Origin of the sequence: Micromonospora sp. CB01531 (assembly GCF_001905095.1) — a bacterium.
In the GTDB taxonomy this organism is placed as follows: Bacteria; Actinomycetota; Actinomycetes; order Mycobacteriales; family Micromonosporaceae; genus Micromonospora.
The window spans coordinates 58,705-81,825 of record NZ_LWLS01000105.1; the positions used below are offsets into that span (position 1 = coordinate 58,705).

Annotated in this window: 20 protein-coding genes; 9 read left to right on the forward strand and 11 right to left on the reverse strand. The window is 70.5% G+C overall.

Annotation, left to right across the window (positions count from 1 at the left end; translation table 11 throughout):
- Positions 1–114 precede the first annotated feature (114 nt).
- The gene (locus tag A6A27_RS31910) at positions 115–846 is read left to right on the forward strand and encodes a hypothetical protein (RefSeq protein WP_073838353.1); all 732 of its coding nucleotides are present in this window, start codon (positions 115–117) and stop codon (positions 844–846) included.
- On the opposite strand, the gene A6A27_RS31915 is transcribed toward A6A27_RS31910, so the two are convergent.
- From A6A27_RS31915 to A6A27_RS31930, 4 genes are all read right to left on the reverse strand, one after another.
- The gene (locus A6A27_RS31915; protein WP_198940530.1) at positions 843–1,481 is read right to left on the reverse strand and encodes a phosphotransferase family protein; all 639 of its coding nucleotides are present in this window, start codon (positions 1,479–1,481) and stop codon (positions 843–845) included. The genes A6A27_RS31910 and A6A27_RS31915 overlap by 4 nt on opposite strands.
- A gap of 168 nt (positions 1,482–1,649) precedes the next feature.
- Positions 1,650–2,552 (reverse strand): carbohydrate ABC transporter permease, encoded by a 903-nt coding sequence (locus A6A27_RS31920; RefSeq protein WP_073838355.1) that lies wholly within the window; start codon positions 2,550–2,552, stop codon positions 1,650–1,652.
- Positions 2,549–3,391 carry a carbohydrate ABC transporter permease gene (locus tag A6A27_RS31925; RefSeq protein ID WP_073838516.1) on the reverse strand — a complete coding sequence of 281 codons (843 nt, stop codon included), beginning with the start codon at positions 3,389–3,391 and terminating at the stop codon, positions 2,549–2,551. Before A6A27_RS31925 ends, A6A27_RS31920 begins: the two co-directional genes overlap by 4 nt.
- A gap of 182 nt (positions 3,392–3,573) precedes the next feature.
- A complete protein-coding gene (locus tag A6A27_RS31930) occupies positions 3,574–4,839 on the reverse strand; it encodes an ABC transporter substrate-binding protein (protein WP_073838356.1) in 1,266 nt (421 codons plus the stop codon).
- Positions 4,840–5,112: 273 nt separating this feature from the next.
- Here A6A27_RS31930 and A6A27_RS31935 point away from each other — a divergent pair, with 273 nt between their 5' ends.
- On the forward strand, positions 5,113–6,279 hold the full coding sequence (locus A6A27_RS31935; protein WP_158074096.1) for an ROK family protein: 1,167 nt from the start codon (positions 5,113–5,115) through the stop codon (positions 6,277–6,279).
- 154 nt (positions 6,280–6,433) lie between these two features.
- On the opposite strand, the gene msrB is transcribed toward A6A27_RS31935, so the two are convergent.
- On the reverse strand, positions 6,434–6,877 hold the full coding sequence (gene msrB, locus A6A27_RS31940; protein WP_073838357.1) for a peptide-methionine (R)-S-oxide reductase MsrB: 444 nt from the start codon (positions 6,875–6,877) through the stop codon (positions 6,434–6,436).
- A gap of 253 nt (positions 6,878–7,130) precedes the next feature.
- On the opposite strand from msrB, the gene A6A27_RS31945 reads away from it, so the two are divergent.
- Both A6A27_RS31945 and A6A27_RS31950 read left to right on the forward strand, forming a co-directional pair.
- Positions 7,131–7,793 (forward strand): methyltransferase domain-containing protein, encoded by a 663-nt coding sequence (locus A6A27_RS31945; RefSeq protein WP_073838358.1) that lies wholly within the window; start codon positions 7,131–7,133, stop codon positions 7,791–7,793.
- Positions 7,794–8,005: 212 nt separating this feature from the next.
- On the forward strand, positions 8,006–9,172 hold the full coding sequence (locus A6A27_RS31950) for a hypothetical protein (RefSeq protein ID WP_143194273.1): 1,167 nt from the start codon (positions 8,006–8,008) through the stop codon (positions 9,170–9,172).
- Between the two features lie 102 nt (positions 9,173–9,274).
- Here A6A27_RS31950 and A6A27_RS31955 read toward each other — a convergent pair whose 3' ends face one another.
- From A6A27_RS31955 to A6A27_RS31975, 5 genes are all read right to left on the reverse strand, one after another.
- Entirely contained in the window at positions 9,275–9,850 is a 576-nt protein-coding gene (locus A6A27_RS31955) for a hypothetical protein (protein ID WP_073838360.1), read from the reverse strand.
- A 56-nt stretch (positions 9,851–9,906) separates the two neighbouring features.
- Positions 9,907–10,563, reverse strand: coding sequence for a response regulator transcription factor (locus A6A27_RS31960; protein ID WP_073838518.1), 657 nt, complete (start codon positions 10,561–10,563; stop codon positions 9,907–9,909).
- On the reverse strand, positions 10,560–11,642 hold the full coding sequence (locus A6A27_RS31965) for a sensor histidine kinase (RefSeq protein ID WP_073838519.1): 1,083 nt from the start codon (positions 11,640–11,642) through the stop codon (positions 10,560–10,562). The genes A6A27_RS31960 and A6A27_RS31965 overlap by 4 nt, the downstream gene beginning before the upstream one ends.
- Before the next feature lie 55 nt (positions 11,643–11,697).
- Positions 11,698–14,889, reverse strand: a complete 3,192-nt coding sequence (locus A6A27_RS31970; RefSeq protein WP_083673024.1) for a patatin-like protein — start codon at positions 14,887–14,889, stop codon at positions 11,698–11,700.
- Positions 14,890–15,015: 126 nt separating this feature from the next.
- On the reverse strand, positions 15,016–16,992 hold the full coding sequence (locus tag A6A27_RS31975; RefSeq protein ID WP_073838362.1) for an AfsR/SARP family transcriptional regulator: 1,977 nt from the start codon (positions 16,990–16,992) through the stop codon (positions 15,016–15,018).
- Positions 16,993–17,089: 97 nt separating this feature from the next.
- On the opposite strand from A6A27_RS31975, the gene A6A27_RS31980 reads away from it, so the two are divergent.
- From A6A27_RS31980 to A6A27_RS32000, 5 genes are all read left to right on the forward strand, one after another.
- Positions 17,090–17,968, forward strand: coding sequence for an alpha/beta fold hydrolase (locus A6A27_RS31980; RefSeq protein WP_073838363.1), 879 nt, complete (start codon positions 17,090–17,092; stop codon positions 17,966–17,968).
- Between the two features lie 65 nt (positions 17,969–18,033).
- On the forward strand, positions 18,034–18,483 hold the full coding sequence (locus A6A27_RS31985) for a helix-turn-helix transcriptional regulator (RefSeq protein ID WP_073838364.1): 450 nt from the start codon (positions 18,034–18,036) through the stop codon (positions 18,481–18,483).
- Positions 18,484–18,516: 33 nt separating this feature from the next.
- Positions 18,517–18,867, forward strand: coding sequence for a VOC family protein (locus A6A27_RS31990; RefSeq protein WP_198940531.1), 351 nt, complete (start codon positions 18,517–18,519; stop codon positions 18,865–18,867).
- The gene (locus A6A27_RS31995) at positions 18,864–19,316 is read left to right on the forward strand and encodes a pyridoxamine 5'-phosphate oxidase family protein (protein ID WP_073838366.1); all 453 of its coding nucleotides are present in this window, start codon (positions 18,864–18,866) and stop codon (positions 19,314–19,316) included. Before A6A27_RS31990 ends, A6A27_RS31995 begins: the two co-directional genes overlap by 4 nt.
- A gap of 65 nt (positions 19,317–19,381) precedes the next feature.
- Complete coding sequence (locus A6A27_RS32000) at positions 19,382–21,781, forward strand: ATP-binding cassette domain-containing protein (RefSeq protein WP_073838367.1); 2,400 nt, start codon at positions 19,382–19,384, stop codon at positions 21,779–21,781.
- Between the two features lie 215 nt (positions 21,782–21,996).
- Here the strand turns inward: A6A27_RS32000 and A6A27_RS32005 are convergent, their stop codons facing one another.
- Positions 21,997–23,121 (reverse strand): FAD-dependent oxidoreductase, encoded by a 1,125-nt coding sequence (locus tag A6A27_RS32005; RefSeq protein ID WP_073838520.1) that lies wholly within the window; start codon positions 23,119–23,121, stop codon positions 21,997–21,999.

A 23,121-nucleotide genomic window follows, 5' to 3' on the forward strand; every position in this document is an offset into this window, starting at 1 on the left:
AGGTGGGACGCGGATCAAAGCAGCGGGAGGCAGGCCCCCGGTTGGGGGCGCCGATCGTCGACGGCAGCCAGCCCTGCCTGACGGAGTGCCGCGTCGGCAGGCGATGATCGTGCTATGGGCATTCCAGTACCCCTGCGCGAGTCGTTGCGCGATCCTGCATTCTGGGCGCGGTACACCTTCGCGGCGGAGGACGGCCCCGGCGCCGATCGGCTCGGCGTCCTGGCGGAGCTGCTCGATGACGATGACGATGACGAGCGGGACAGCGCACTCAACGTCGCCTTCGACGTCGGTGACGGCCATCTCATCCTGCTCGACGTCGACACCCGGCTCGGCTCGTACGAGCTGGGCATCACCGGACCTGGGGACGCCGAGCCTGCCGAGCTCGGCTGGGACGACCTGGCGCACTGGCACCCGTACGCGCTGCGCTGGTCGGAGCTCGATGTGATCTGCCGGGCAGTCGCCGTACGGGATCCACTGCTGTCGCACCCCGGGGCGCCGATGGCCTTGCTGTGCCGGTTCGCCGCGGTCTTCGAGGACGACGACGTGGACGCCGCCGTTGCCAGCGTGGAGGCGGCGTACGACGCACTGCGGCCCCAGGGCTGGGACGGCTACTGGCCAAGTGGCGCAGACTGGCTCGAACGCGCCGACTTCCGCGGCCAACAGGTGGTGTGGCACCGCGACGAGGCAGGCAACCTGTGGGCTGAGCAAGACGGCGACCACGAGGCCGACTTCTACAGCACCCGGGTAACACCCCCGGCGGAGGCCGAGAAGCGGTTTCCGCATACCCGGCTCAGGAAGCTGCTGGCCGCCGCCGCGACCACGGTAGCGACCGGATCGCGGCCCTAACCCACGGCGTTCAGTGCGGCGGCGAACGTCTCCTGGTTGGCCGCGAAGTAGGCGAGTTCGCGTTGGGTCCAGGCGAGCACTTCGGCAGAGCGTGCGCGCGGGTTCGAGGCCGCTCCGCCCTCGAGGATGTCTCGCCAGAATGCCTCATTGCGGCGTAACCGTCCGCAGATGGCGGCCGGCAGACGGTCACGGTCGGTCGGACTTAGGCCGTAGGCGTCTGCCAGGGTCCGCACCTGGCGGGCCTGCCCTGTCGCGGGCCCCCGGTCGGGGCGCGACGAGATGCACCACGCCCACGCCATGTATCCCACGTCCTCCAACGGCTCGCCAGGCGCCGCGAAGTCGAAGTCGATGAACGCGACCGGCTGGCCGTCGCGGAAAACGGTGTTGTTCGGGCCGGGGTCGTGATGACAAACCACCTCACCCCCGAGGCTGGACGCCAAGTCTCGCGTGGCGTCGTGCAGCTGCCGCAGCAGCGTCGCTGCCTGTCTGACCTGCTCGTCGACGAAGTGCTGCCAGCGCGGCGGGACATGACCGGGCACGAACGACAACCTGTCCCGCCCATGTCCGTCCCACCCCAGGTGCTGAGGGCAGCCGTCGAAACCAGCCTTGGCGAGATGAGCCAGCAGCCGCGCCACGAAGGGCGACGCAGGCGAGGCGGGACGACGCACCGTGTCTCCAACCCGGACCACACCAGCCGTCAAGCGCCCGCCGGCCAGGGGTTGCTCCACGTCCTGCTCACTGCCCGGGCCCATTCCGCGACCCTAACGGCCGCAGCCGTTGAATCATCTTGTCGACGGGTGGGCTCAGCTCTTGACCGAGCCCGCCATGAGCCCGCCGATGAACCAGCGGCCCAGCACGATGTACACGAGCAGGGTCGGCAGTGACGTGATGAGCGCCCCAGCCATCGAGGCCGCGTAGTCCGGGGACTGAGCGCCGGCCAGCGCGTTCAGCGCGATGGTGATGGGTCCGTTGCGGGTGTTCGACATGAAGATGGCGAACAGGTAGTCGTTCCAGGCCGAGGTGAACTGCCAGATGATGGTCACCACGAAGCCGGGCGCGGACAGCGGCAGGATCACCGAGGCGAACGTGCGCAGCATCCCGGCCCCGTCGACCCGGCTCGCCTCGATGAGCTCGACCGGCACGGTGGTCGCGTAGTAGTTGCGGAAGATCAGCGTGCAGATCGGGATGCCGTACACGCAGTGGACGAACACCAGCGTCGGGATGCCGGGCGGGAGTCCGATCTCGTGCACGACCTGGCGCAGCGGGATCATGACCGCCTGGTAGGGAATGAACATGCCGAACAGGATGAGCGTGAACACCACGTCGGCACCCGGGAACCGCCACCGCGACAGCACGAAGCCGTTGGCCGCGCCGAGCGCCGAGGAGATGAGCGCCACCGGGATCGCCAGCTCGAAGGTCCGGATGAACGACGGCCGCAGCGCGGTCCACGCCTTCTCCCAGGACGCGAACGTCCACTCCGTCGGCAGGTTCCACTGGCCGTTGACGCCGATCTCCCGCCCCGACTTGAGGCTGGTCACCAGCAGTACGTAGGCGGGCATCAGGACGATGACCAGGAAGATGACCAGGAGCACGTACGTCGCGGCGCGACCCAGCGGTGAGCGCCGGTTGATTCCGCCGCGCGGCCTGCGGGCCAGCGGCTTGCTGATCGGCGCCTCCGGCGCGGGCGTGATGGTGCTGGCGCTCATGAACGACGCTCCACCCGGTTGTTGTAGATGAGGTAGGGCACGATCACCACGGCGACGAGCAGCAGCAGGATGATCGAGATCGCGGCGGCCTTGGCGTAGTCGCTGGTGAGCAGCGTCTGCCAGACGTAGACCGCGGGGACCTCGGTGATCCACTGGGCGCCCGAGACCGACATGATGAGGTCGAACATCTTCATCGACATGTGACCGAGGATGATCATGGCGGACAGGGCGGTCGGCGTCAGCTGCGGGAAGATCACGTGCCGGTACAACTGGTAGGTGCTCGCCCCGTCCATCGCCGCCGCCTCGCGCAGGTCGGCCGGGATGCCGCGGAACCCGGACAGGAACAGCGCCATCACGTAGCCCGACAGCTGCCAGATCGCCGGCAGCGCCATGGCCGCCATGCCCCAGTCGGGGTCGGTCCACCACGGGTTCTCCAGGAAGCCCAGGTGCAGGTCATGGAAGATCCGGTTGAGGCCACCGGCCTGGTCGCCCGTGCCGGAGTTCATCAGCCAGCGCCACACCACGCCGGACGCGACGAACGACACGGCCATCGGAAACAGGTACACGGCGCGGAAGAAACCTTCGCCCCGCACGCCGCGCTCCAGCAGGAACGCCCACAGCACGCCCATCAGCAGGGCCCCGACCATGAACACGACGGTGAAGATCAGCAGGTTCTTCAGCGAGTGGGTGAAGCGGCCGTTGATGTCCTCGGTGAACAGGACGACGAAGTTCGACAAGCCGACGAAGCCCTTGTTGCCCAGGGCGTCGTGCTCGTCGGACAGGGACAGCGTCACGGTCCAGCCGATCAGCCCGTAAACGAAGACGGCCAGCACGATCAGCGACGGGGAGAGCAGCAGCAGACCCGGCAACCAACGGCGCAGCCGGGCCCGCCGCGCTCCCGGGCTCGGGCTCGGTCGGGTCCGTGGCGGCGTCGGGGTGGCGGTTCTCGTGGTCACCGATCCTCCATCATGGACATACGTTGGGACAGGTCAGGGGACCTGTCCCAACGCAGCCGTCGGTTCTACTTGCTCGCGTACTGCTTCGCCGCGGCGACGAGCGCACTCTGCAGCGCCGCGACGTCACCGTCGCTGGAGAACTTGCCCTGCGCCGAGGCCACCGCGCCCTGCCAGCCCTGCGAGCAGGCCGAGCCGTGCGGGCAGGACGGGACGGGCTTGCCCTTGGCCCAGTCGGCGATCGCGGCCTGCTGGTAGGCGGGGTAGTCCGTGGCGTTGGCGTCGGTCCGGGCCGGGATCGAGCCCTTCTTGGTGTTGAAGGCCTTTTGCCCAGCGGCGCTGCCCAGCGTCTTCAGCCAGCACTTGGTGCCCTCGGGGTTCTTCGCATTCTTGGGCAGCACGAACGAGTCGGCCAGCCACTGGTAGGCGTCGCCGTTGCCCGGGAAGACCGAGTAGTTGTAGTCCTTGAAGCCCTTGGCGTCGAGGTCGGCGGCCTCCCAGTCGCCCATGAGCTGGTAGGCGGCCTTGCCCTCCATGACGAGCTTCTCGGCATCGGTCCAGTCGAAGGTGTCGCGGTCCTTGTTGCTGTACGACAGCAGCTTCTTGTAGTCGTTGATGGCGTCGGTGATGTCCGCGGCGGCCCAGTCGGTCTGGCCGGTCCAGAGGCCGCTGAACTTCTCCGGCCCCAGCTTCGAGATCAGCACCGCCTCGAAGAGCATCTGCTGCGTCCAGTCCTTGCCGAGCGCGAGGGGCGTCGCGACCCCCTTGGCCTTTAGCGTGTCGAGCTGGGAGAAGAACTCCGGCAGCGTCGTCGCCGGGACGGTGATGCCGGCCTGGGCCAGCACGGTCTTGTTTCCCCACAGCACGTTGGCGCGGTGGATGTTGGCCGGCACCGAGTAGATCTTGCCGTCAACGGTCAGGCTGTCGACGAGTCCCTTGGGGAACGCCGAGTCCAGGCCCCACTCCTTGTAGTCCCCGCTGAGGTCCTCGATCTGGCCGGCCTTGATGTAGTCGGTCAACTCGGCGCCGGCATGTGCCTGGAAGGTGTCCGGCGGGTCGTTCTGCTGCAGCCGTGAGGCCAGGACCTGCTTGGCGTTGGACCCCGCACCGCCCGCGACCGCGCCGTTGACGAACTCGTACTGCGCGCAGTCGGTCTTGAACTGGGCGACCAGGCCGTCGAGGCCGGCCTTCTCGCCGCCGTCGGCCCACCAGGTAAAGACCTCGACCTTCTTGCTGCCGGCTCCGCCGTCGCCATCGTCGGCGCCGCAGCCGCTCGCCAGCAGGGCGAGCGCCATGCCGGCCGCGGCAACGGCCGTGCGAGTGCGCAAGCGCATACGTCCTCCATCAGGTTCTCGTGGGATGTGGGGCTGTGATGGAACATGTTCAAGCTTGGTAGCAGCGTCTACTGTGACCCTCGTCCTGTCGCCCGAGTTGTGTCAACTGTTGGCAATCAAAATGTGATCCCGGGGCAATGTTCGGGCCAGCTCGGCTGGTTTTGTCGATCCTTGACAGAACTCTGGCGTGGCCAGGAAGATCGCGCCGTGGCCAGGCAGCGGATCGACCCGCGGACCCTGTGGCGTCCCGGCGCCTCCGCGATCGTGCGTCGTGTGGCCACGACTCTGCGGGTGTACGGACCGAGCACCCGGGCCGAGCTGGTCGCGCTCAGCGGCCTGTCCCGAACCACCGTTTCGGCCGCCCTGGCCGACCTCGGCGCCGCCGGTCTCATCGGCGAGCGCGCCAGCGCGCACGGCCCCTCCGGCGGGGGCCGGCCCGCCTCGGTCGTCCGGCTGACCCGTCGCGCCGGGCTCGCCGCCGGCATCGACATCGGCCGCCGCCACGTTCGGCTCGCTCTCGCCGACCTCGCGCACGAGGTGCTCAACGTGCACGAGACCCGCACCGACTTCGACCTCGACGACCGACCGGACGACGCGCTCGCGACGGCCGTCGGCCTTTTTGACTCCGCCCTGGCCGGCATCGGCGCCGGTCGCGACGACATCGTCGCCGTCGGTCTCGGCGTGCCGGCCCCGATCACCCGCGATCGGCGTATCGGCTCTCCACCAATGCTGCCCGGCTGGGCCGGCCTGCGTCCGGCCGACGCGTTCGCCGACCTGCTCGGCCGGCCCGTCCGGGCCGAGAACGACGCCAACCTCGGCGCGCTCGGCGAGTACGTCTGGGGTGCCGGTCGCGGCTGCAGCGATCTCGTCTACGTGAAGCTGGCCACCGGGGTCGGTGCCGGCATCGTGCTGGACGGCCGGCTGTATCGCGGCGCCGCCGGCACGGCCGGGGAGCTCGGTCACGTCACCCTCGACGCCAGGGGCGCGGTCTGCCGCTGCGGCAACCGCGGCTGCGTCGAGCTCGCCGTCGGCGGCCGGGCGCTGCTCGCCCACGCCCGGCAGGCCAAACCCGAGCTGGCCGACCTCGCCGCGCTCATCGCCGCCGCCCGGGACGGCGACCCCGGCTGCCGCCGGCTCGTCGCCGACGCCGGGACGCAGCTCGGCTACGCGCTCGGCAATCTGGTCAACCTCATCAACCCGCAGCGCGTCGTCCTCGGTGACGAACTCGGCACCGCCACCGACCTGCTTCGCGAGCCGTTGCAGCGCGGTCTCGCCGAGACCGCGTTCGCTGCGGCGGCCGAGGCGGTCGAGGTGGTGCAGAGCGACCTGGCGCTGCGGGCGGCGGCGTACGGGGGGATCGCGCTCGCCCTCGGCGTCGACACCGTTCCGTTCGCCACCCTTCGCCGGGCAGAGCCGGCTGACCGTCCGGGGGCGCCGTAGCGCTCGCGCGTCGCGCCCCGGTGACCCCAGGGCCCCTGGGAGCTGATCAGTTGACGGATACGACCGGCGCGCCGGCCGGGATCACAGGTCCTGGCCGGCGTCGTCCGCATGCCGGCGGCCCCGCCCGCTGCGGTCGGGATCCGATCTCGGGTGCTCAGGCGAACAACGCTCGGTACTCGCCGTAGCCCTCGCGCTCGAGCTCGTCGCGCGGTATGAACCGAAGCGCCGCCGAGTTCATGCAATAGCGCAACCCGCCCGCCTCCGGGGGGCCATCGTCGAACACGTGGCCGAGGTGGCTGTCCCCGTGCGCCGACCGGACCTCCGTGCGGACCATGCCCAGGCTCGACTCCTGTGCTTCGACCACATTCTTCGCTTCGACGGGCCTGGTGAAACTGGGCCAGCCGGTACCACTGTCAAACTTGTCGACGGAGGTGAACAGCGGTTCACCGGAGACGACGTCGACGTATATGCCCGGCTCCTTGTTGTCCCAATAGGCGTTGTCGAAGGCCGGCTCTGTCCCAGCTTCCTGAGTGACCCGGTACTGCTCCGGCGACAGCCTGGAAATTGCCTCGGCGCTCTTGCGGTACTCGTGCGGCACGGCGCTTCCTCCGGATATCGGTCAGCGGCAAGAAATCCGTTCACCCGGCCTCGACAGGTCGGGGCCCGAATGCCTACCCCGCGTGCCGTCGAGTAACCACCAATCCCTCCGCCGCCACGTCCCGGCTCCGGCCGGCTGCCACCGCCACCTCGGGCGTTTGCCGAACCAGCAAGATTCCTTGCCGTTTCGTGTCTCGGCGGCGCACCATCGCCCGGTCGGGGCGGGCGGGCGTCCGCCCGGTGAGGAAGGCAACATGATCGAGCACGACGCGTACCCGGTGGACTCGGCCGTGGACGACGCCACCGCCCGGTTCTGGGACGAGCTGTACCAACAACGCGAGCGGGTGTGGAGCGGCCGGGCAAACGCCGTCCTGGCCGAGGTGGTGGAGCCGCTGCCGCCCGGCACCGCGCTCGACCTGGGCTGCGGCGAGGGCGGCGACGCGATCTGGCTGGCCGGCCAGGGTTGGCAGGTCAACGCCGTCGACATCTCGACCACCGCCCTGGACCGGCTCACCGCCGAGGCAGCCCGGGCCGGCGTGGCGTCCCGGATCACCGTGGCCCGGCACGACCTGACCCGGACCTTCCCGGCGGGCCGGTACGACCTGGTCTCGGCGCAGTTCCTCCAGTCCCCGCTGGAACTGCCCCGGGAGGCGGTGCTGCGTGCGGCGGCGCGCGCGGTCGCGCCCGGCGGTCGGCTCCTGGTCGTGGAGCACGGCGCGCCGCCGCCGTGGGCCCGTGACAGCCACCCGCACGCCCGCTTCGCCAGCCCCCAGGAGATCCTCGCCGCCCTCGACCTCGACCCGGACCGCTGGCACACCGAACGGCTCAGGGCCGCGTACCGGACGGGCACGGGCCCGGACGGCGAGACGGGCAACCTCGTCGACCACGTCGTCCTGGTCCGCCGCGAGCAGCGCTGAACCACGCCAGCGAATTCGGACGAAAAAAGATCGCTGCCTGGGGGAGCCGGCCTACCCGAAAGAGTGCGGTCGCAGTTCTGGGCGTACGAGCACTATTCTTGCCCGCCGTACTGGTAAGGCCGGCGCCCAGCACGAAAATATGGCTGGAAGCGCCGGCCAGGACAAAGCCGTCCGAGACTGCCCCCATTGCGACCGACGCGGCGTGGAGAGACATGACGAAGAAGATGCGAGGTTTGGCCGCTGTCCTGCTCGTTGCCGTTTCCGCCGCGATAACCGTCGGCCGTGCCGCCGGCGCGAGTCCGTTCGAAACGGACGTCGCGACAGCGTCGTCCCATAGCGGCGCGTCCGACCCGGATGTGACGAACAACGACGGGCGAACGGCCGAGCCGGCCGATCTGTTCAACGGGACGGCAACCGTGAGCCAGCCGAGCCGGTCCCCGTTCCCGGAGGCCATCGGCAGTCACGCCGAGAGCACCTCGATCATCTGGAACGGGCAGTACCTGATGTACTACCGGACCTTCATCAGCCCGACCGGGACCACCTGCGCCATTCCGCAAGGCGTGGCGATGGCGACCTCGAACGACCGCGGAGCCACCTGGACACCGGTCAACGGAGGACGTCCGTTGTCGGCCCTACAGACAGTCCAGCAGGGCCAGAGTTGCCAGTTCGACGACAACGTCACGAGCACCTGGGTGTACTCGCCCGACGTCATCGCCGACGGATCACGCTTGGTCATGGTGTTTGAGCAGCGTGATCACGACCCGAACTACGTCGCCCCAGGGCAGGGACGGAGCCTGCACTCCGTTCGATATGTCACCAGCACCGACGGGCGTAACTGGTCAAACAGCGCCCTTCTGATTCGGCCCGGGGCGGTCGGTGCGTGGGACGACGAGGTCGGCACGCCCGATATCGAGAAGGACGGAACGGGTTACCTCCTGACGTTCCACGGGCACGACGCGACCGGGCGCCTGAAGCAGACGCGCGGGGTGGCCCGGCTCGACACGCTGGCCAGTGAATACACCGGCGTCCGTCAGAAGATCGATCTGTCGCCGACCCCGGACTGGGCCAACTTCGGTGTGGGTATGGCGGACATGACTCGGGAGCCCGACGGCTACTGGTACATCGTCTTCGAGGCCTTCTCGGGCGCCAGCGGAGCGTGTGGCCGGACGGACACCAAGACGGTGGTCGGCATCGCGCGTAGCGCTGACGCCGTGCGCTGGTCGGTGGCCCCGACGCCGTTGATCTACGGCCGCGACGGGCTCAGCTGCGGTTACGACATGCCTGCCTGGCAGCTCCTCGGCGATGTTCGAGGCATCGTCACGCCCAACGACCCGCCGGAGGGCGGCAGCCTGGTGCGCTGGGACATCCTCGCCAGGTAGTGCTGGGCAAGCCGCCCGCCTGCTCAAGCGGCAACCAGGAGGCGAAGCCCCTGAGCAGGCAGGCGGGCGGTGTGCGGCCCGGCAGGGAGCAGCTGGGCCCTGCTATGCCGGCGCCGGAACCTGCGGCGCCGCCCCGCGTCGGCGCCGCATCAACTCCCGCAACCCGAGATACACGAACGGCAGCATCAGCAGCACGTCGGCGAGGTGCGCGATCCACACCTCCCGACTGATACGGCTCAGCGGGAAGGCGGCGGCGCCCAGGCTGATCAGCAGACCGACGGCGACCGGGGCGGCCCGCGTCCAGGCCAGGACGAGGCCCAGCGCGAACAAACTGAGCGGAAACAGCGGCCCGGCGGTCCAGAACAGCGTGTACGCGGCGAACGCGGACCGCTCGTCGAGCAGTTCGACCGCCGTCGCGTGCGAGACGTCGAACAGGCCCTCGTGCACGCTCTGCACGCCGAACGCGACGCCGCCGACCGCTCCGAACACCGCCACCGGCAGCGCGACCGCCACGAACCGAGGAGCGGCCGGCCGCAGCCGCTCGTACAGGCCGAACAGGCCGATCAACCAGCACGCGGTCGAGAGCGCGACGAGCGCGCCGGCGGTGCTGCCCTGTCGATCGTCCTCCCAGAAGAAGCTGGCGAGGAAATTCAGGGTGGAACCGAGGATGAGAAACATGCCCGAACGCTACGAACGCGCCGCCGGTATCGAATTCGCCAAGCGCTGATGTCGGCCTACCGCAGTCGCGGTACACCGGCCAGCCCGCTGCGGTAGGCGAACACGACCAGCTGGGCCCGGTCCCGCGCGCCGAGCTTCGCCATCGCCCGGTTGGCGTGGGTCTTGGCGGTGGCCGGGCTGATTCCCAGCCGGATCCCGACCTCCCCGTCGGACAGGCCCGCCGCGACCAGCCCGACCACCTCACGTTCGCGCACGGTCAGCGTCTCCGTGCCGGGCACCCGCGGGCCGGCCGCGAACGCCGCGATGAGCCGGCGGGTCACCGCCGGAGCCAGCAGCGCGTCCCCGGCAGCCACCACCCGTACCGCGCGGCGTAGCTCGTCCGGCTCCACGTCCTTCAGCAGGAAACCACTCGCGCCCGCCTGCAACGCCGCGTACACGTATTCGTCCAGCTCGAACGTGGTCAGAACGACTACCCGAACGCCCGGCAGCCGGCCGTCGGCGAGAATCCGCCGGGTCGCGGTAAGCCCGTCCGTACCCGGCATGCGGATGTCCATCAGTGCCACGTCCGGCCGGTGCGCCCGGGTCAGGGCGATGGCCTCGTCCCCATCGGCCGCCTCGGCGACCACCTCGATGTCCGGCGCCCGTTCCAGCAGGACCCGGAAACCGGCGCGCACCAACCGCTGGTCGTCGGCGAGCAGCACCTTCACGGTCATCGCGGCAACCACCCCTGCACCTCGAAACCACCACCGTCGACCGGGCCCGCACGCAGCCAACCGCCGAGGCCCACGGCCCGTTCCGTCATCCCGCGCAGCCCGTTCCCTGGTGGCCCGGCGGGGTTACGCCCGTCGTCGCGCACCGTCAGGGACAGCCCGTCAGGTCGGTAGCCCAACCCGATCTCGATCCGTCCGGCACGGGCATGCCGTACCGCGTTGGCCACCGCCTCCTGCACGATGCGGTAGGCCGCCGCCTCCACGGCGCGCGGCAGCGCCCGCGGCTCGCCGTCACACACCAGCACGGCGCCGGTCTCCGCCGCCAGCAGCGGCAGCCGGTCAAGGCCGGGGATCGGCGGCTGCGGTTGCGCCGGCAGGCCGTCGCGCAGCAGGCCCACCGCGGCGCGCAACTCCACCATCGCCTCCCGGCTGGCCCGGCGTACCGCGTCCAGCGCCGCGCGGGCCTGCGCCGGGTCGTCGTCGAGCACGTCACGGGCCACGCTCGCCTGCACACCGACCACGGCGAGCGTGTGCGCGGTGACATCGTGCAGCTCACGGGCGATGCGCAGCCGCTCGTCGGCGAGTTGCCGGTCGGCGGCCCGGTCCCGTTCGGCGGCCAGCAACGCCAGCCGGGTTCGCCGCTCGCGAACCACCTCACCCAACAGCAGCGCCGCCACGAACACCACCGTCGAACTGTCCAGCGTGGCGTCCAGGAAGCCCACCCCGGCGACCGCCGTGCGCCCCTGCGCGTCCAGCGCGATGAACAGCGCCGCCACCGCCAGACCGACGCGGCGACGAGGCGCCACGGCCACCGAGTACAGCGCCACCCAGACCGGAACGGCCGGCGCCCCACCGGGATAACGAAGGACGTGGTACAGGAGAAATAGGCCGCCCACCACGGACAGGACGGCAGCCGGCCACCGCCGCCGAGCCAACAGCGCCAGGACCATGGCGGCGCAGAGCCCGTACGCCACCCCGTCGGCTCCCCGGTCGTCCGGCGCTACCGCCGTCGACGTGATCCGCAGCCAGGTGAGGGCACCGCTCACTGCCACGACGCCCGCGTCGATACCCCACCGCCGCATCCGGTCACTGTACGAAGGCAGCACATCGGACGCGTACCGCAAGCGCGGTATCCGCCTATCGCCGGTCGCGTCCGGGCCGGCGGGGTTGTGCCCGGGCGACCCACCAGCCGAGCAGGACGACGAGCACCGAAACCCCGAGCTTGATCGACAGACTCCAGATCAGCGCCGCCGAGCCGTTGCGGGCCCAGTCCCACCACAGAACGCCACCGAGAGCGAGGAGGGCGACGAGCGCCGCCGCTGCCAGGCGCACACCGACCGGCCTGGCCCGGGGCGAGAGCAGGGCAGCAGACGAGAAGCCGGCCAGGAGAAGGAGAACAGCGAGCAGGGTCAGGGCGACCGGTACCGCAGGCACCAGCAGTGTGACGGCGAGGAGGACTCCGCCGGCGGCCACCGCGATCTCCACCGCACGCGTACCCACGGCGCTGCCGCGGGTGAGCATGGCCACCATCGCCCATACGGCGAGGGCGTAGCCGCGGAAGGCGGAGAGGACAGTGGTCACCGGCTTGATGCGAGCCGAGTCCCCGGCGACATTGGCGAGGACGGTGGCGGTGTGCGACACGGTTCGCGCGAACGTGTCACTTCCGACGTCGCCCTCGATGCGTTCCCTGCCGATCTTCGCGGCCTCGTCCCACAGCCGCCACAGCTCCTCGGCCGGCAGGTTCTGACCGGCCTTGCGGTCGGCGGCGTCAAAGGACTCCAACCAGCTGTTGCTCGTCCGGGACCGGTCATTGCCCTCACCGCGCACCGCGATGGCGAGGCTGGGGAGGTCTTCCCTGAGCACTGCGGTCTGGATCGGTCGGGCCATGGCTCGGGGGCAGGCGCACAAGGACGGTGCGTCCCGGCCAGCAATGATCTGTTCCACCTCGCGTTCGCATGCCGCCCGGTCCTGTGCCCACTGCTCGGCCAGCCACCGGCGGTCCGGTGACTGGTCGGGAACCGCGCAACGCTCGAGTGCCGCCATGAGCTGGGCCACGGCCTCCGAGGGCGCCGGCCGAGGATCGGCGGCGGCCGTCGAGCCGGGTGTCAGCAGGCACTGCCGCAGTCGCTCCGGCGCCAGCAGGATCCGGATGAGCTGTTCGACCCCGTCCATCCGGCCGTGCAGCCAGTCGTTCATTCGCCAGGAGCCGCGGTAGAAGGCGCCGAAATGGTGCAGCTGGATGCCGGTCAACCGGTCCGGGTTCACCGAGGAGACCTTGGCCAGTTCCACCTCCTGCTCCGGCTCGGGGCTGGCGCTGGTGTACGCCAGCTGTACGACGTCGAGGCGCAGCATGTTCTGCAGCACGGTCTCGTCGCTCGCCCGTTCCGCACCGCCGGCAGGGCCCGCATCGGCCATTGCCACCGGGTGCATCGCCCCGCTCGCGGCCTGGGTGGATTGCGCCGGGACGAGGAACCGGTGGAGTGCGGCAAGCCGCTGCGCCCACTCGCCGTCCGGATCGAGAACATCGTTTCCTGCCTCGCTCACCGCCCGTACGGCCGGGGCGACCTCGCGGAGGCGCCGGGCCAGTTCGAGGGCCTGCCGGTACAGCCGAGCCCGCCGGGCGGCGTCGTCGGGCGCGGGTAGGGCATCCCACGCGACCAACGCGGCTGCGAGCCATCGTTCCAGTTCTGGGAGGTTCTCGGCGGTCTGGTTCAGCGAGCCCCGGCGTGCCGGCATCGGGCCGATGCCGTACCGCGTCGGTCCGGTCGGCGCCGTGGACCAGTAGCGGTTGAGATCTTCCCGGTCGGCGTGGATCTCCTTCAGCGTGGCAGCCACCTCTTCGCGGCAGCGCACGATGGCCGCGCGCTCCGGCGACCCGAGGTGGGCCAGCCACACCGCTCGTTTGAGCAGGTCGACGGTCATGTCTGCCAGCCGTTGGACGGTGGTCTGCCCCCAGTCCCAGCTCACCCCGACTCTTCCGAGCGCCTCCGGGAAGGCGCCCTGCGGGATGAACGACATCGGCTGTCGCCGTAGCGCGGTAAGGAGTTCCTGCCGGCTCCACTGCTCGGCGGGCCGGCCGCGTTGCCCGGTCGCCAGCAGCGGAGCCAGCGTTCGGGCTGCGTGCTCGGCGCTAACCTCCAGATAGGCCGGCCACGCCCGTTCGGACAGTTGGTCGGCGACGTCCGTCATGGTCATCGCGAACCGGTCACGTGCCCGGCGGCGCTGCCGCGCATTGGCGTTGCGGTTGCGAATCTCCGTGAGCTCCCGGGAAACGGAGTCTGTCGCCCGCAGGCGGGTGAGGACGCCCAGCAGTACCTCGCGGGCCGACGGCAGCGGCGATGCCGGCCGATCGGCCGAATCCGGTTGAAGCATCGCGTCGGCTGCGGGGGAGTAGACCTCGCCCGGATCCGGCGCGACGTATGCGAGCACTCGACGCACCTGAAAGCCGGCGGTCTGCCGGTACACCGCCTCCAGCGCCGGCCTGATCGGCTTGTTGAGCAGGACTCCGCCGTCCACCACGTACTGTGCTTCGCAGAAGTTGGCTCGACCCGCCGCGGAATCCCACCGCAGGTCCCCGGCCGGGGCTCCGGGGCGCACCCGAACGAAATGCGGCTCGAACGCGCCGGGGAAGGAGGAGGTGCATCGCGCCGCGGCGGCCAACTCCTCGAGTACGGCGTCCGCGGCGAGGTCACCGCTGACGGGCCGACCATCGCGGTAGCCAGCCCGTAGGTCGGCGAACCGGAAGGTGGCGTCGTGGTCGGTTTCGGTGATGGCGACGCCCAGGTCGTCGGTGAACGTCGTGGACCTGCCCTGCCAGAGCGTTCCGGTCAGGACCAACTCGATCGGCACCCGGTCGTCGTCGGTTCGGCTTGCGGGGCGCCGGACCTCCGAGATCACCTTCTCCAGCGCTTCCCTCACCTTGGGGAGGAAGTAGTCGTCGCCCTTGAGCAGGGACTTCGGGTTGCGGGTCAAGGGATCGCGCAATAGTCGGTCCAGGCTGCCGTGCTCGTGCCACAGGTCGCGCATGACGGACAGGTCCCCGCCCCGGGCGAGCCCGAGCGCCAGGAAAGCCCCGTTGAGACCGCCCGCCGACGTCCCTGAGATCACATCAACGCGGACGTCGGCCCGAAGCAGATCCAGCAGCGATGCGTACGCCGATCCCGCGCCTCTGCGGGCCGTGGCGAGCCGAAAGAGTTCAAGAGTGACGCCGCTGATCCAGACTGCCAGGCTGACTCCACCGGTCATGACCGCGGCAAGTCGAATGTCCTGTCGGTCGGCGTCCTGGGCAGGGGACGCCGCCCACTCTTGATCCCCCACGGTCTCCGCCATGGACTACCCGGCAGTGACTGAGTGCGTGGGAATCCGCCCGATTCGTGGAGCCATGTCCGGTATGGTACGGCTGCCTCGCGGCTTTCGAAATCCTGTCCCAGTCGACACGCCGGGCAACTGGGCGGGTCATGGGCCCGGCGTACCGCCGAGCGCGGCAGCGAGATCGTTGAGGTGGCCTGAGACGGGGCCGACGGTGAGCATGCCGCTGCCGGCTCCGGCAAGCTCTCTCGCCGCCGGCGCGAGTTCCGTCTGGGCGCGTCGCATCATCGTTCGGTCGTCCAGCGCGATTGCGGCCTGGGCGGTCAGGCACCACAGGGCTTCGAAGAGCAGGTCGGGTGGCGGGTTCGGAGTCTGACGCAGGGCCGTGGCGGCGTCGGGTCGACGGTCCCGGGCCAGCAGGAGCAGCGGGCGGGCCCACGGGGCGTACGGGCCCCAGTCGGTGTCTTCACCGACGTCGACCGGGAGACCGCGCCACACCCGCAGGGACAACAGGGCCAGCGGCAGGAGGCCCTGCTCGACCCCGGGCATGCCGGCGCCGGGGAGCTGCGCCCCCGCCTCCCGGTAGGCGGCTTCCGCGTCCGGCGGTGACGCCCCGGTCGCGGCCAGCCGCAGCGCGCGGTACCACTGGGTGAACACTCCCACGAGGGGGCGCTCGTGCCGCGCGGCGAGCCGGTCGGCGGCGGCGGCGTGCTGGTCGGCCGTGTGGAAGTCCGCGAGTGCGCTGCGGGCCTGCAGGCGGATGAGGTGCCCGAGGATCTCGAACGAGGCCAGGCCGTGCCGCGCGGAGAGGGCGACGAGGCCGGCGCCGATCTCGTCGCGCTCAGGGGCGAGGCCCGCGCGGTGGAAGGTCTGCATGAAGGCGCCGTTGAGGGCGAAGGCCAGCAGGGCCGGGTCGCCCAGGCGGCGGGCGATCCGTTCCGCGTCCCGGGCCGCCTCGGGTCCGCGCGCCGACCGGGTACCCCGGGACTCCACCGCGATGGTGGCCAGCAGGCCGGCGCGAGTGGCCTCGGGGGAGGTGGGGTGAAGGGCGGCGAGGGCCCGCTCGGCCGCTGCCACGATCCGCGCCGCCTGGTCCGGATCATCCGAGCGGGTCCAGATCGCCGGTACGTCGTATCCTCCGATCACCCGCGCGGTGAGTTCGGGATCGCCCAGCTGCTCAGCCGCGGCGATGGCCGCGACCCGTTGTTCCCGCGCCGCCTCCAGCCCGCCCGGCCCGGCCACCGCGAGGCTGCGCAACAGGCCGACCGTCGACTCGAGCCGAGTCCGCGAGCCGGACGCGACGGCACGGTCGTAGGCCGCCGCGGCGTCCGCCCACACCCGCTCCGGACCCAGCGCACCGAGAGCGCCACCCGCTTCTTCGGACTGACGGAGGATGTCGACTTCCAGGCGACGCAGACGGGGGCCCGGATCGACACCGAGCTGCGCCAGGAGCAGGCCGCGGGCTCGGCGCAGCACGGCGAGCGCGTCGCCCTGGCGTCCGGCCCGATACAGGGCCAGCGCCAGCAGCCGCCACGCCTCCTCCCGCCACGGATGCTCCGCCACGTGCGCATCAAGATCGGGTACGACGTCGGCGGGTCGCCCGAGCGCCAGGAGCGCCTGAGCCCGCCGCTCGACCGCGTTCAGCCGTCGCTGGTCAAGCCGGGAACGCTCCGCGCGCGCCCACGGCTCGTCGTCGACGCCCGCATAGGCGGGCCCCCGCCACCAGTTCAGGGCCCGGTCGAGGCGCTCTAGCGCCTCCTGCGCCGACGCGCCGGCAGCGGCGGCGACCTCGTCCTCGAACCGCCAGGCGTCCACCGTCTCCGGGGCCGCCCGCAGCACGTAGCCCGGCCCCTCGGTGATCAACAGCCTGGCCGGCTCCCGCGGCGGTCGCTGCGGCTCCAGCGCGCGCCGCAACGCGGCCACGAATGTGCGGACGGCGCTCACCGCTCCGCCGGGCGGCTCCGCCCACAGGTCATCGACGAGGCGACTGACCGGGACGACCCGGCCGCGCGCGACGATCAGCCGCGCAAGCACTGCCCGGTGGCGGGGCCCCTTCAGGTCGATCGGGGTGCCGGCTTCGTCCCAGGCGTCCACCGGCCCGAGAACACCGAACCTGACCTGCACCCCGACCCACCCTCCCGCGCCTGAGAGCAACGTATCGCGCTCATCCGTTGCTCATCCGCCTCCGGCACGCTGAACGAGCCAACGAGAAGGGACAACCATGACAACCGTCATCCCCGGTTTCGAGTACCAGCGCGTCGCGGTCGCCGACGACGTGACGCTGAACCTGGCGGTGGGCGGCGCCGGCAGCCCGATCGTGCTGCTGCACGGCTTCCCGCAGACCCACCTCATGTGGCGGCACGTCGCCGTCGACCTGGCCACCGATCACACCGTGATCTGCCCCGACCTGCGCGGCTACGGAGCCAGCGACAAACCCGCCGCGCACCGCCCCGACACGTACGCCAAGCGGACGATGGCCGCCGACGTCGTCGCCCTCGCCCGCCGGCTCGGGCACGACCGCTTCGCCCTTGCCGGACACGACCGCGGTGCCCTCGTGGCCATCCGCGCCGGCCTGGACCACCCCGACGCGATCACCCACCTGGCCGCGCTCGACGTCCTCCCCACCCTGGACATGTGGGACATCCTGCACGGTGCGCCCGCCGCGGTCGCCTTCCACCTCTACCTGATGGCCCAGCCGCCGGGCCTGCCCGAACAGATGATCAGCGCGAGCGCGGACGCCTTTTTCGGCTACTTCCTCGACCTGTGGGCGCAGAACCCGCAGGCCATCCCGGCGGACGTGCGCGCCGAGTACCTGGCCGCCTCGCGCGGGGCGGTCGACTCCATCGTCGCCGACTACCGCGCCTCGGCCGGCATCGACATCGAGCACGACCAGGCCGACCGGGCCGCCGGGAACCGGCTGGCCATGCCGGTCGCCGTCGTTCAGCAGGACTGGGGTGCCGCGCTCGGGTACGACGCCGCCGCGCTGTGGCGGGCCTGGGCCCCGGACCTGGAGCACCACACCACGTCCGCGGGGCACTTCATGGCGGAGGAGGCGCCGGCAGGGATCGTCAAGAAGCTGCGCTCTCTCCTCACCCGGTAGGCGCTGACGCGGAGTGGAGCCACCGGTGTTGGGCAACTCCGGCGAGGCGTGGCACGATTTCGCGGGTGACCAGCAGATCCGCCGCGGCCCAGCGGCTGTTTGACCTTGCGCGGCTGCGTCGCGTGCGTGATCGGATCGACCGGGAGTACGCGCGGCCGTTGGATGTCGAGGCGCTGGCGCGGGGTGTGAACATGTCGGCCGGCCATCTCAGTCGTGAGTTCCGGGCTGCTTACGGTGAGTCGCCGTACGCGTATTTGATGACGCGGCGTATCGAGCGTGCGATGGCGCTGCTGCGTCGTGGTGACCTGAGTGTCACCGAGGTCTGTTTCACGGTCGGTTGCGCGTCGCTGGGTACCTTCAGCAGTCGGTTCACCGAGCTGGTCGGTGTGCCGCCGAGCGTGTACCGGCGGCAGGCGGCGGGGGCGGCGGCGGGGATGCCGTCGTGCGTGGCGAAACAGGTGACCAGACCGATCAGGAATCAAGAAGCGGGGGGTCATGGGCCGCAACTAGCCTGACCGACGTTGCGATCCACGACCTCAGGAGTGACCATGACTGCCACGCAGGGAATCATGACCGTGCTGCATCCCGTGTCCGACCTGGCGGCGGCCAAGGCGGTGTACACCGCCCTGCTCGGCGTACCGCCGCAGACCGACTCGTCCTACTACGTCGGCTTCGAGGCCGCGGGTCAGCAGATCGGGCTGGTGCCGGCCGGTGGACCGCAGGGCATGACCTCACCGGTGGCCTACTGGCACGTGCCGGACATCGAGGCGAAGCTGGCCGAGGTGACCGCGGCGGGTGCCACCGTGAAGGAGCCCGCGCACGACGTCGGTGGGGGTCGCCTGGTGGCCACCGTCACCGACCCCGACGGCAACGTCCTCGGCCTGCTTCAGGACCGATGAGCGCCGCCGCCCGCTCCCGCGTTCAGCGTCGTCGCGACACCGAGCATCGGCTCACCCACGACATCGATGTCTGGGTGGCCAGCGCCTCGGGGGACGGCGCGCCGTACCTGGTGCCGCTGTCCTTCGACTGGGACGGCGAGGTACTGCTGATGGCCACGCCGACGGACAGCCCGACCGGGAGGAACCTGGCCGCCACCCGGGCAGTTCGGCTGGGGCTGGGCCACACCCGCGACGTGTCCATGATCGAGGGGGAGGTCGAGGTCCTCGAGATCGACGCGCTGCCGCGGGAGCTGGGCGACCGGTTCGCCGCGCGCACCGGCTTCGACCCGCGTGTGCTGGCCATGCCGTACCGCTGGTTCCGCATCTCCCCGCGCCGCATCCAGGCGTGGCGCGAAGTGAACGAGCTGCCCGACCGCGACCTGATGCGCGACGGCCGCTGGTTGGTCTGACGCCTCGCCAACGCGGTGCCGACGGGCGCCGCGAAGGCGGTCCCCGCCCAACAGATGGAGACACGATGAGCATTGCCACGAGGACGGACTCGCAGTCGCCTGCGCTGAACGTTGCCGACAGCCACGACCTGATCCGCGTGCACGGCGCGCGCGAGAACAACCTCAAGGACGTCACTGTCGAGATCCCGAAGCGCCGGCTGACGGTGTTCACCGGCGTCTCCGGCTCGGGCAAGAGCTCGCTGGTGTTCGCCACGATCGCCGCCGAGTCGCAGCGGATGATCAACGAGACGTACAGCTCCTTCGTGCAGGGCTTCATGCCGACGCTGTCGCGGCCGGAGGTCGACCTACTGGAGGGCCTGACGACGGCGATCATCGTCGACCAGGAGCGGATGGGCGCCAACCCCCGCTCGACCGTCGGTACCGCCACCGACGCCAATGCGATGCTGCGCATCCTGTTCAGCAGGCTCGGGCAGCCGCACATCGGCTCGCCCAACGCGTACTCGTTCAACGTCCCGTCGGTGACGGCCAGCGGTGCGATCACCGTCGAGCGCGGTGCCGGCAAGACGAAGACCGAGAAGGCGACCTTCCACCGGCTGGGCGGCATGTGCCCGCGCTGCGAGGGCATGGGCTCGGTCAACGACATCGACCTGACCCAGCTCTACGACGACAGCAAGTCGCTCAACGAGGGCGCGCTCACCATCCCCGGCTACAGCATGGACGGCTGGTACGGCCGCATCTTCCGCGGCTGCGGCTTCTTCGATCCGGACAAGCCGATCCGCAAGTACAACAAGAGGGAGCTGCACGACCTTCTCTACAAGGAGCCGACCAAGATCAAGGTCGAGGGGATCAACCTGACGTACGCGGGGCTGATCCCACAGATCCAGAAGTCGTTCCTGTCCAAGGACGTCGACGCGCTGCAGCCGCACATCCGCGCCTTCGTGGAGCGGGCGGTGACGTTTACGACCTGCCCCGAGTGCGACGGCACCCGGCTCAGCAAGGAGGCCCGGTCGTCGAAGATCAATGGCAAGAGCATCGCCGACGTCTGCGCGATGCAGATCAGCGACCTGGCCGACTGGGTCCGGAGCCTCGACGAGCCGTCCGTCGCCCCGCTGCTCACCGGGCTGCAACACCTCCTCGACTCGTTCGCGGAGATCGGGTTGGGATACCTCTCGCTGGACCGGCCGGCGGGCACCCTGTCCGGGGGAGAGGCCCAGCGCACCAAGATGATCCGGCACCTCGGCTCGTCGCTCACCGACGTCACCTACGTCTTCGACGAGCCGACGATCGGCCTGCACCCCCATGACATCGAGCGGATGAACAACCTGCTGCTGCGGCTGCGGGACAAGGGCAACACCGTGCTCGTCGTGGAGCACAAGCCCGAGACGATCGCGATCGCCGACCACGTCGTCGACCTCGGCCCCGGCGCCGGCACGGCGGGTGGCACCATCTGCTTCGAGGGCACCGTCGACGGGCTACGGGGCAGCGACACCACCACCGGCCGCCATCTCGACGACCGGGCGGCCCTCAAGAAGTCGGTGCGGTCATCCTCCGGCGCGCTGGAGGTCCGCGGCGCGTCGACGCACAACCTCCAGAGCGTGAACGTCGACATCCCGCTCGGGGTGCTCTGCGTGGTCACCGGCGTGGCCGGCTCCGGCAAGAGCTCCCTGATCCACGGCTCGGTCGCCGACCGCGACGGCGTGGTGGTGATCGACCAGGGCGCGATCCGCGGTTCGCGGCGCAGCAACCCGGCGACGTACACCGGGCTGCTCGACCCGATTCGGAAGGCGTTCGCGAAGGCCAACGGGGTCAAGCCGGCGCTGTTCAGCTCCAACTCCGAGGGTGCGTGCCCCACCTGCAACGGCGCCGGCGTCATCTACACCGACCTGGGCGTCATGGCCACCGTCGAATCCACCTGCGAGGAGTGCGAGGGCAAGCGCTTCCAGGCATCAGTGCTGGAGTACACGCTGGGCGGCCGGAACATCGCGGAAGTGCTCGCGATGTCGGTGACCGAGGCCGAGGAGTTCTTCAAGGGCGGCGAGGCGCGTACCCCGGCCGCGCACAAGATCCTCGACCGGCTCGTCGACGTCGGGCTCGGCTACCTCACCCTCGGCCAGCCGCTCACCACACTGTCCGGCGGCGAGCGGCAGCGGCTCAAGCTGGCCACCCAGATGGCCGAGAAGGGTGACGTCTACGTCCTCGACGAGCCGACGACCGGCCTACACCTCGCCGACGTCGAACAGCTGCTCGGCCTGCTCGACCGGCTCGTCGACTCCGGCAAGTCGGTCATCGTCATCGAGCACCACCAGGCGGTCATGGCGCACGCCGACTGGATCATCGACCTCGGCCCCGGCGCCGGCCATGACGGCGGGCGGATCGTCTTCGAGGGCACCCCGGCCGATCTCGTCGCCGCCTGCTCCACCCTCACCGGCGAGCACCTCGCGGCCTACGTCGGCGCCAGCGATTGAGGCGTCAGGAACGAGAGCCCGCTCTCGCTCCTGACCCGATCGGGCAGGTGAGAGGCGTCAGAGCCCAGACGTGACTCCTGCCCGGCCTCGCGCGAGCGCGGCACCCGAACCGGTGCTGTGCCGGCCGGTCGCGCCCATGCTCGCGGCGCCGGTCGACGCCAGATCCTCCAGGGCAGGAGCGCCTATCAGGGCGAGGCCGGCCGCGTTGCGCGTTGTCAATATGCGGGTGCCGGCTCGGTGGGCCGCGGCGTGAAGAAACGGATGATGTCGTCGGCTGCGGTGGGGGACAGCATCATTGCCTGGACTCGTACGGACATTTCGGCGATCGGGTGGATTCTGGTGAACATCGCCTCCTCGTACGTCTGGATCGCTGTGTCGGGGTCGGCGGGGTGGGTGGCGAGTTCGGCGGCGAGTTCGGCGGCGTCGAGCATGGCTTGGTTGGCGCCCTCGCCGACCGGCGGCATGAGGTGCGCGGCGTCGCCGATGAGGGTGATGCCCGGCTGGTGGGCCCAGCGTGTACCGGTGGGCATCGCCTCGATCCTGCTTGGGGTCGGCGGTCTGTCGCCGGCTTCGATGAGTGCGGTGAGGCTGGAATCCCAGCCATCGAACATGTCCAGCAGAGCGCGCTTGCTGCGGTAGGCGTCTAGGTGGCGATCGTCCGCGCCTAGGGAGATGCCGACTCGGATGCTGCCGTCGCCGAGGCGTTGTGCTGCCAGGATCTGGTTCACGCCGATGCACCAGAGGTTTCCGGGGCCGACCAGCTCGGCGAGATCCGGGTGGCGCCGGTCGACGTCGCTGATGCTGAGCTCGGCCAAAGTGGCCACGGAGGACAGTGTCGCGTCGGTCAGCAGCGACCGGACGACCGAGCGTGCGCCGTCCGCGCCGATGAGGACGTCGCAGTCGGCGCTGTGGTCGCCATCGAACGTCAGCCGGAAGCCTCCGTCGGGTCGTGGCGTCGCCGCGACGAGCCGGTGCTGCCAGGCCACCGCGTCGCCGGGGAGCGAATCGAGCAGAAGATCACGCAGTGCGCTGCGGTCGATCTCGGGGCGTCCGGAGAATGAGCCGGGTTGTGGCTTGTGGTGCACGAGGGTGCGTCCGGCCGGGTCGAGGATGCGATGTTCCTCGCCCTCCGGCCGTGCCTCGGACCGGAATCGGCCGGCGAGGCCCGCATCGGCCAGGGCCCGTTGTCCGGACTCCGGGTGCAGGTCGAGCGATCCACCCTGTGATCGCGCGGATCGGCTTGCCTCGCGTTCGTACACCACCGCGCCGATGCCGTGGCGGTGCAGGATTCGGGCCAGCGTCAGGCCGCCGAGGCCGCCACCGGCGATCGCAATTCGCAT

Bases quoted from the DNA above. Each gene is read 5' to 3' on its own strand.
- A6A27_RS31945 (WP_073838358.1), top strand. From the start codon at position 7,131: ATGATCGAGCACGACGCGTACCCGGTGGACTCGGCCGTGGACGACGCC.
- A6A27_RS31960 (WP_073838518.1), bottom strand. From the start codon at position 10,563: ATGACCGTGAAGGTGCTGCTCGCCGACGACCAGCGGTTGGTGCGCGCC.
- A6A27_RS32000 (WP_073838367.1), top strand. From the start codon at position 19,382: ATGAGCATTGCCACGAGGACGGACTCGCAGTCGCCTGCGCTGAACGTT.
- A6A27_RS31930 (WP_073838356.1), bottom strand. From the start codon at position 4,839: ATGCGCTTGCGCACTCGCACGGCCGTTGCCGCGGCCGGCATGGCGCTC.
- A6A27_RS31920 (WP_073838355.1), bottom strand. From the start codon at position 2,552: ATGAGCGCCAGCACCATCACGCCCGCGCCGGAGGCGCCGATCAGCAAG.
- A6A27_RS31950 (WP_143194273.1), top strand. From the start codon at position 8,006: ATGACGAAGAAGATGCGAGGTTTGGCCGCTGTCCTGCTCGTTGCCGTT.
- A6A27_RS31990 (WP_198940531.1), top strand. From the start codon at position 18,517: ATGACTGCCACGCAGGGAATCATGACCGTGCTGCATCCCGTGTCCGAC.
- A6A27_RS31955 (WP_073838360.1), bottom strand. From the start codon at position 9,850: ATGTTTCTCATCCTCGGTTCCACCCTGAATTTCCTCGCCAGCTTCTTC.
- A6A27_RS31980 (WP_073838363.1), top strand. From the start codon at position 17,090: ATGACAACCGTCATCCCCGGTTTCGAGTACCAGCGCGTCGCGGTCGCC.
- A6A27_RS32005 (WP_073838520.1), bottom strand. From the start codon at position 23,121: ATGCGAATTGCGATCGCCGGTGGCGGCCTCGGCGGCCTGACGCTGGCC.
- A6A27_RS31970 (WP_083673024.1), bottom strand. From the start codon at position 14,889: ATGGCGGAGACCGTGGGGGATCAAGAGTGGGCGGCGTCCCCTGCCCAG.
- A6A27_RS31995 (WP_073838366.1), top strand. From the start codon at position 18,864: ATGAGCGCCGCCGCCCGCTCCCGCGTTCAGCGTCGTCGCGACACCGAG.
- A6A27_RS31910 (WP_073838353.1), top strand. From the start codon at position 115: ATGGGCATTCCAGTACCCCTGCGCGAGTCGTTGCGCGATCCTGCATTC.
- A6A27_RS31965 (WP_073838519.1), bottom strand. From the start codon at position 11,642: ATGCGGCGGTGGGGTATCGACGCGGGCGTCGTGGCAGTGAGCGGTGCC.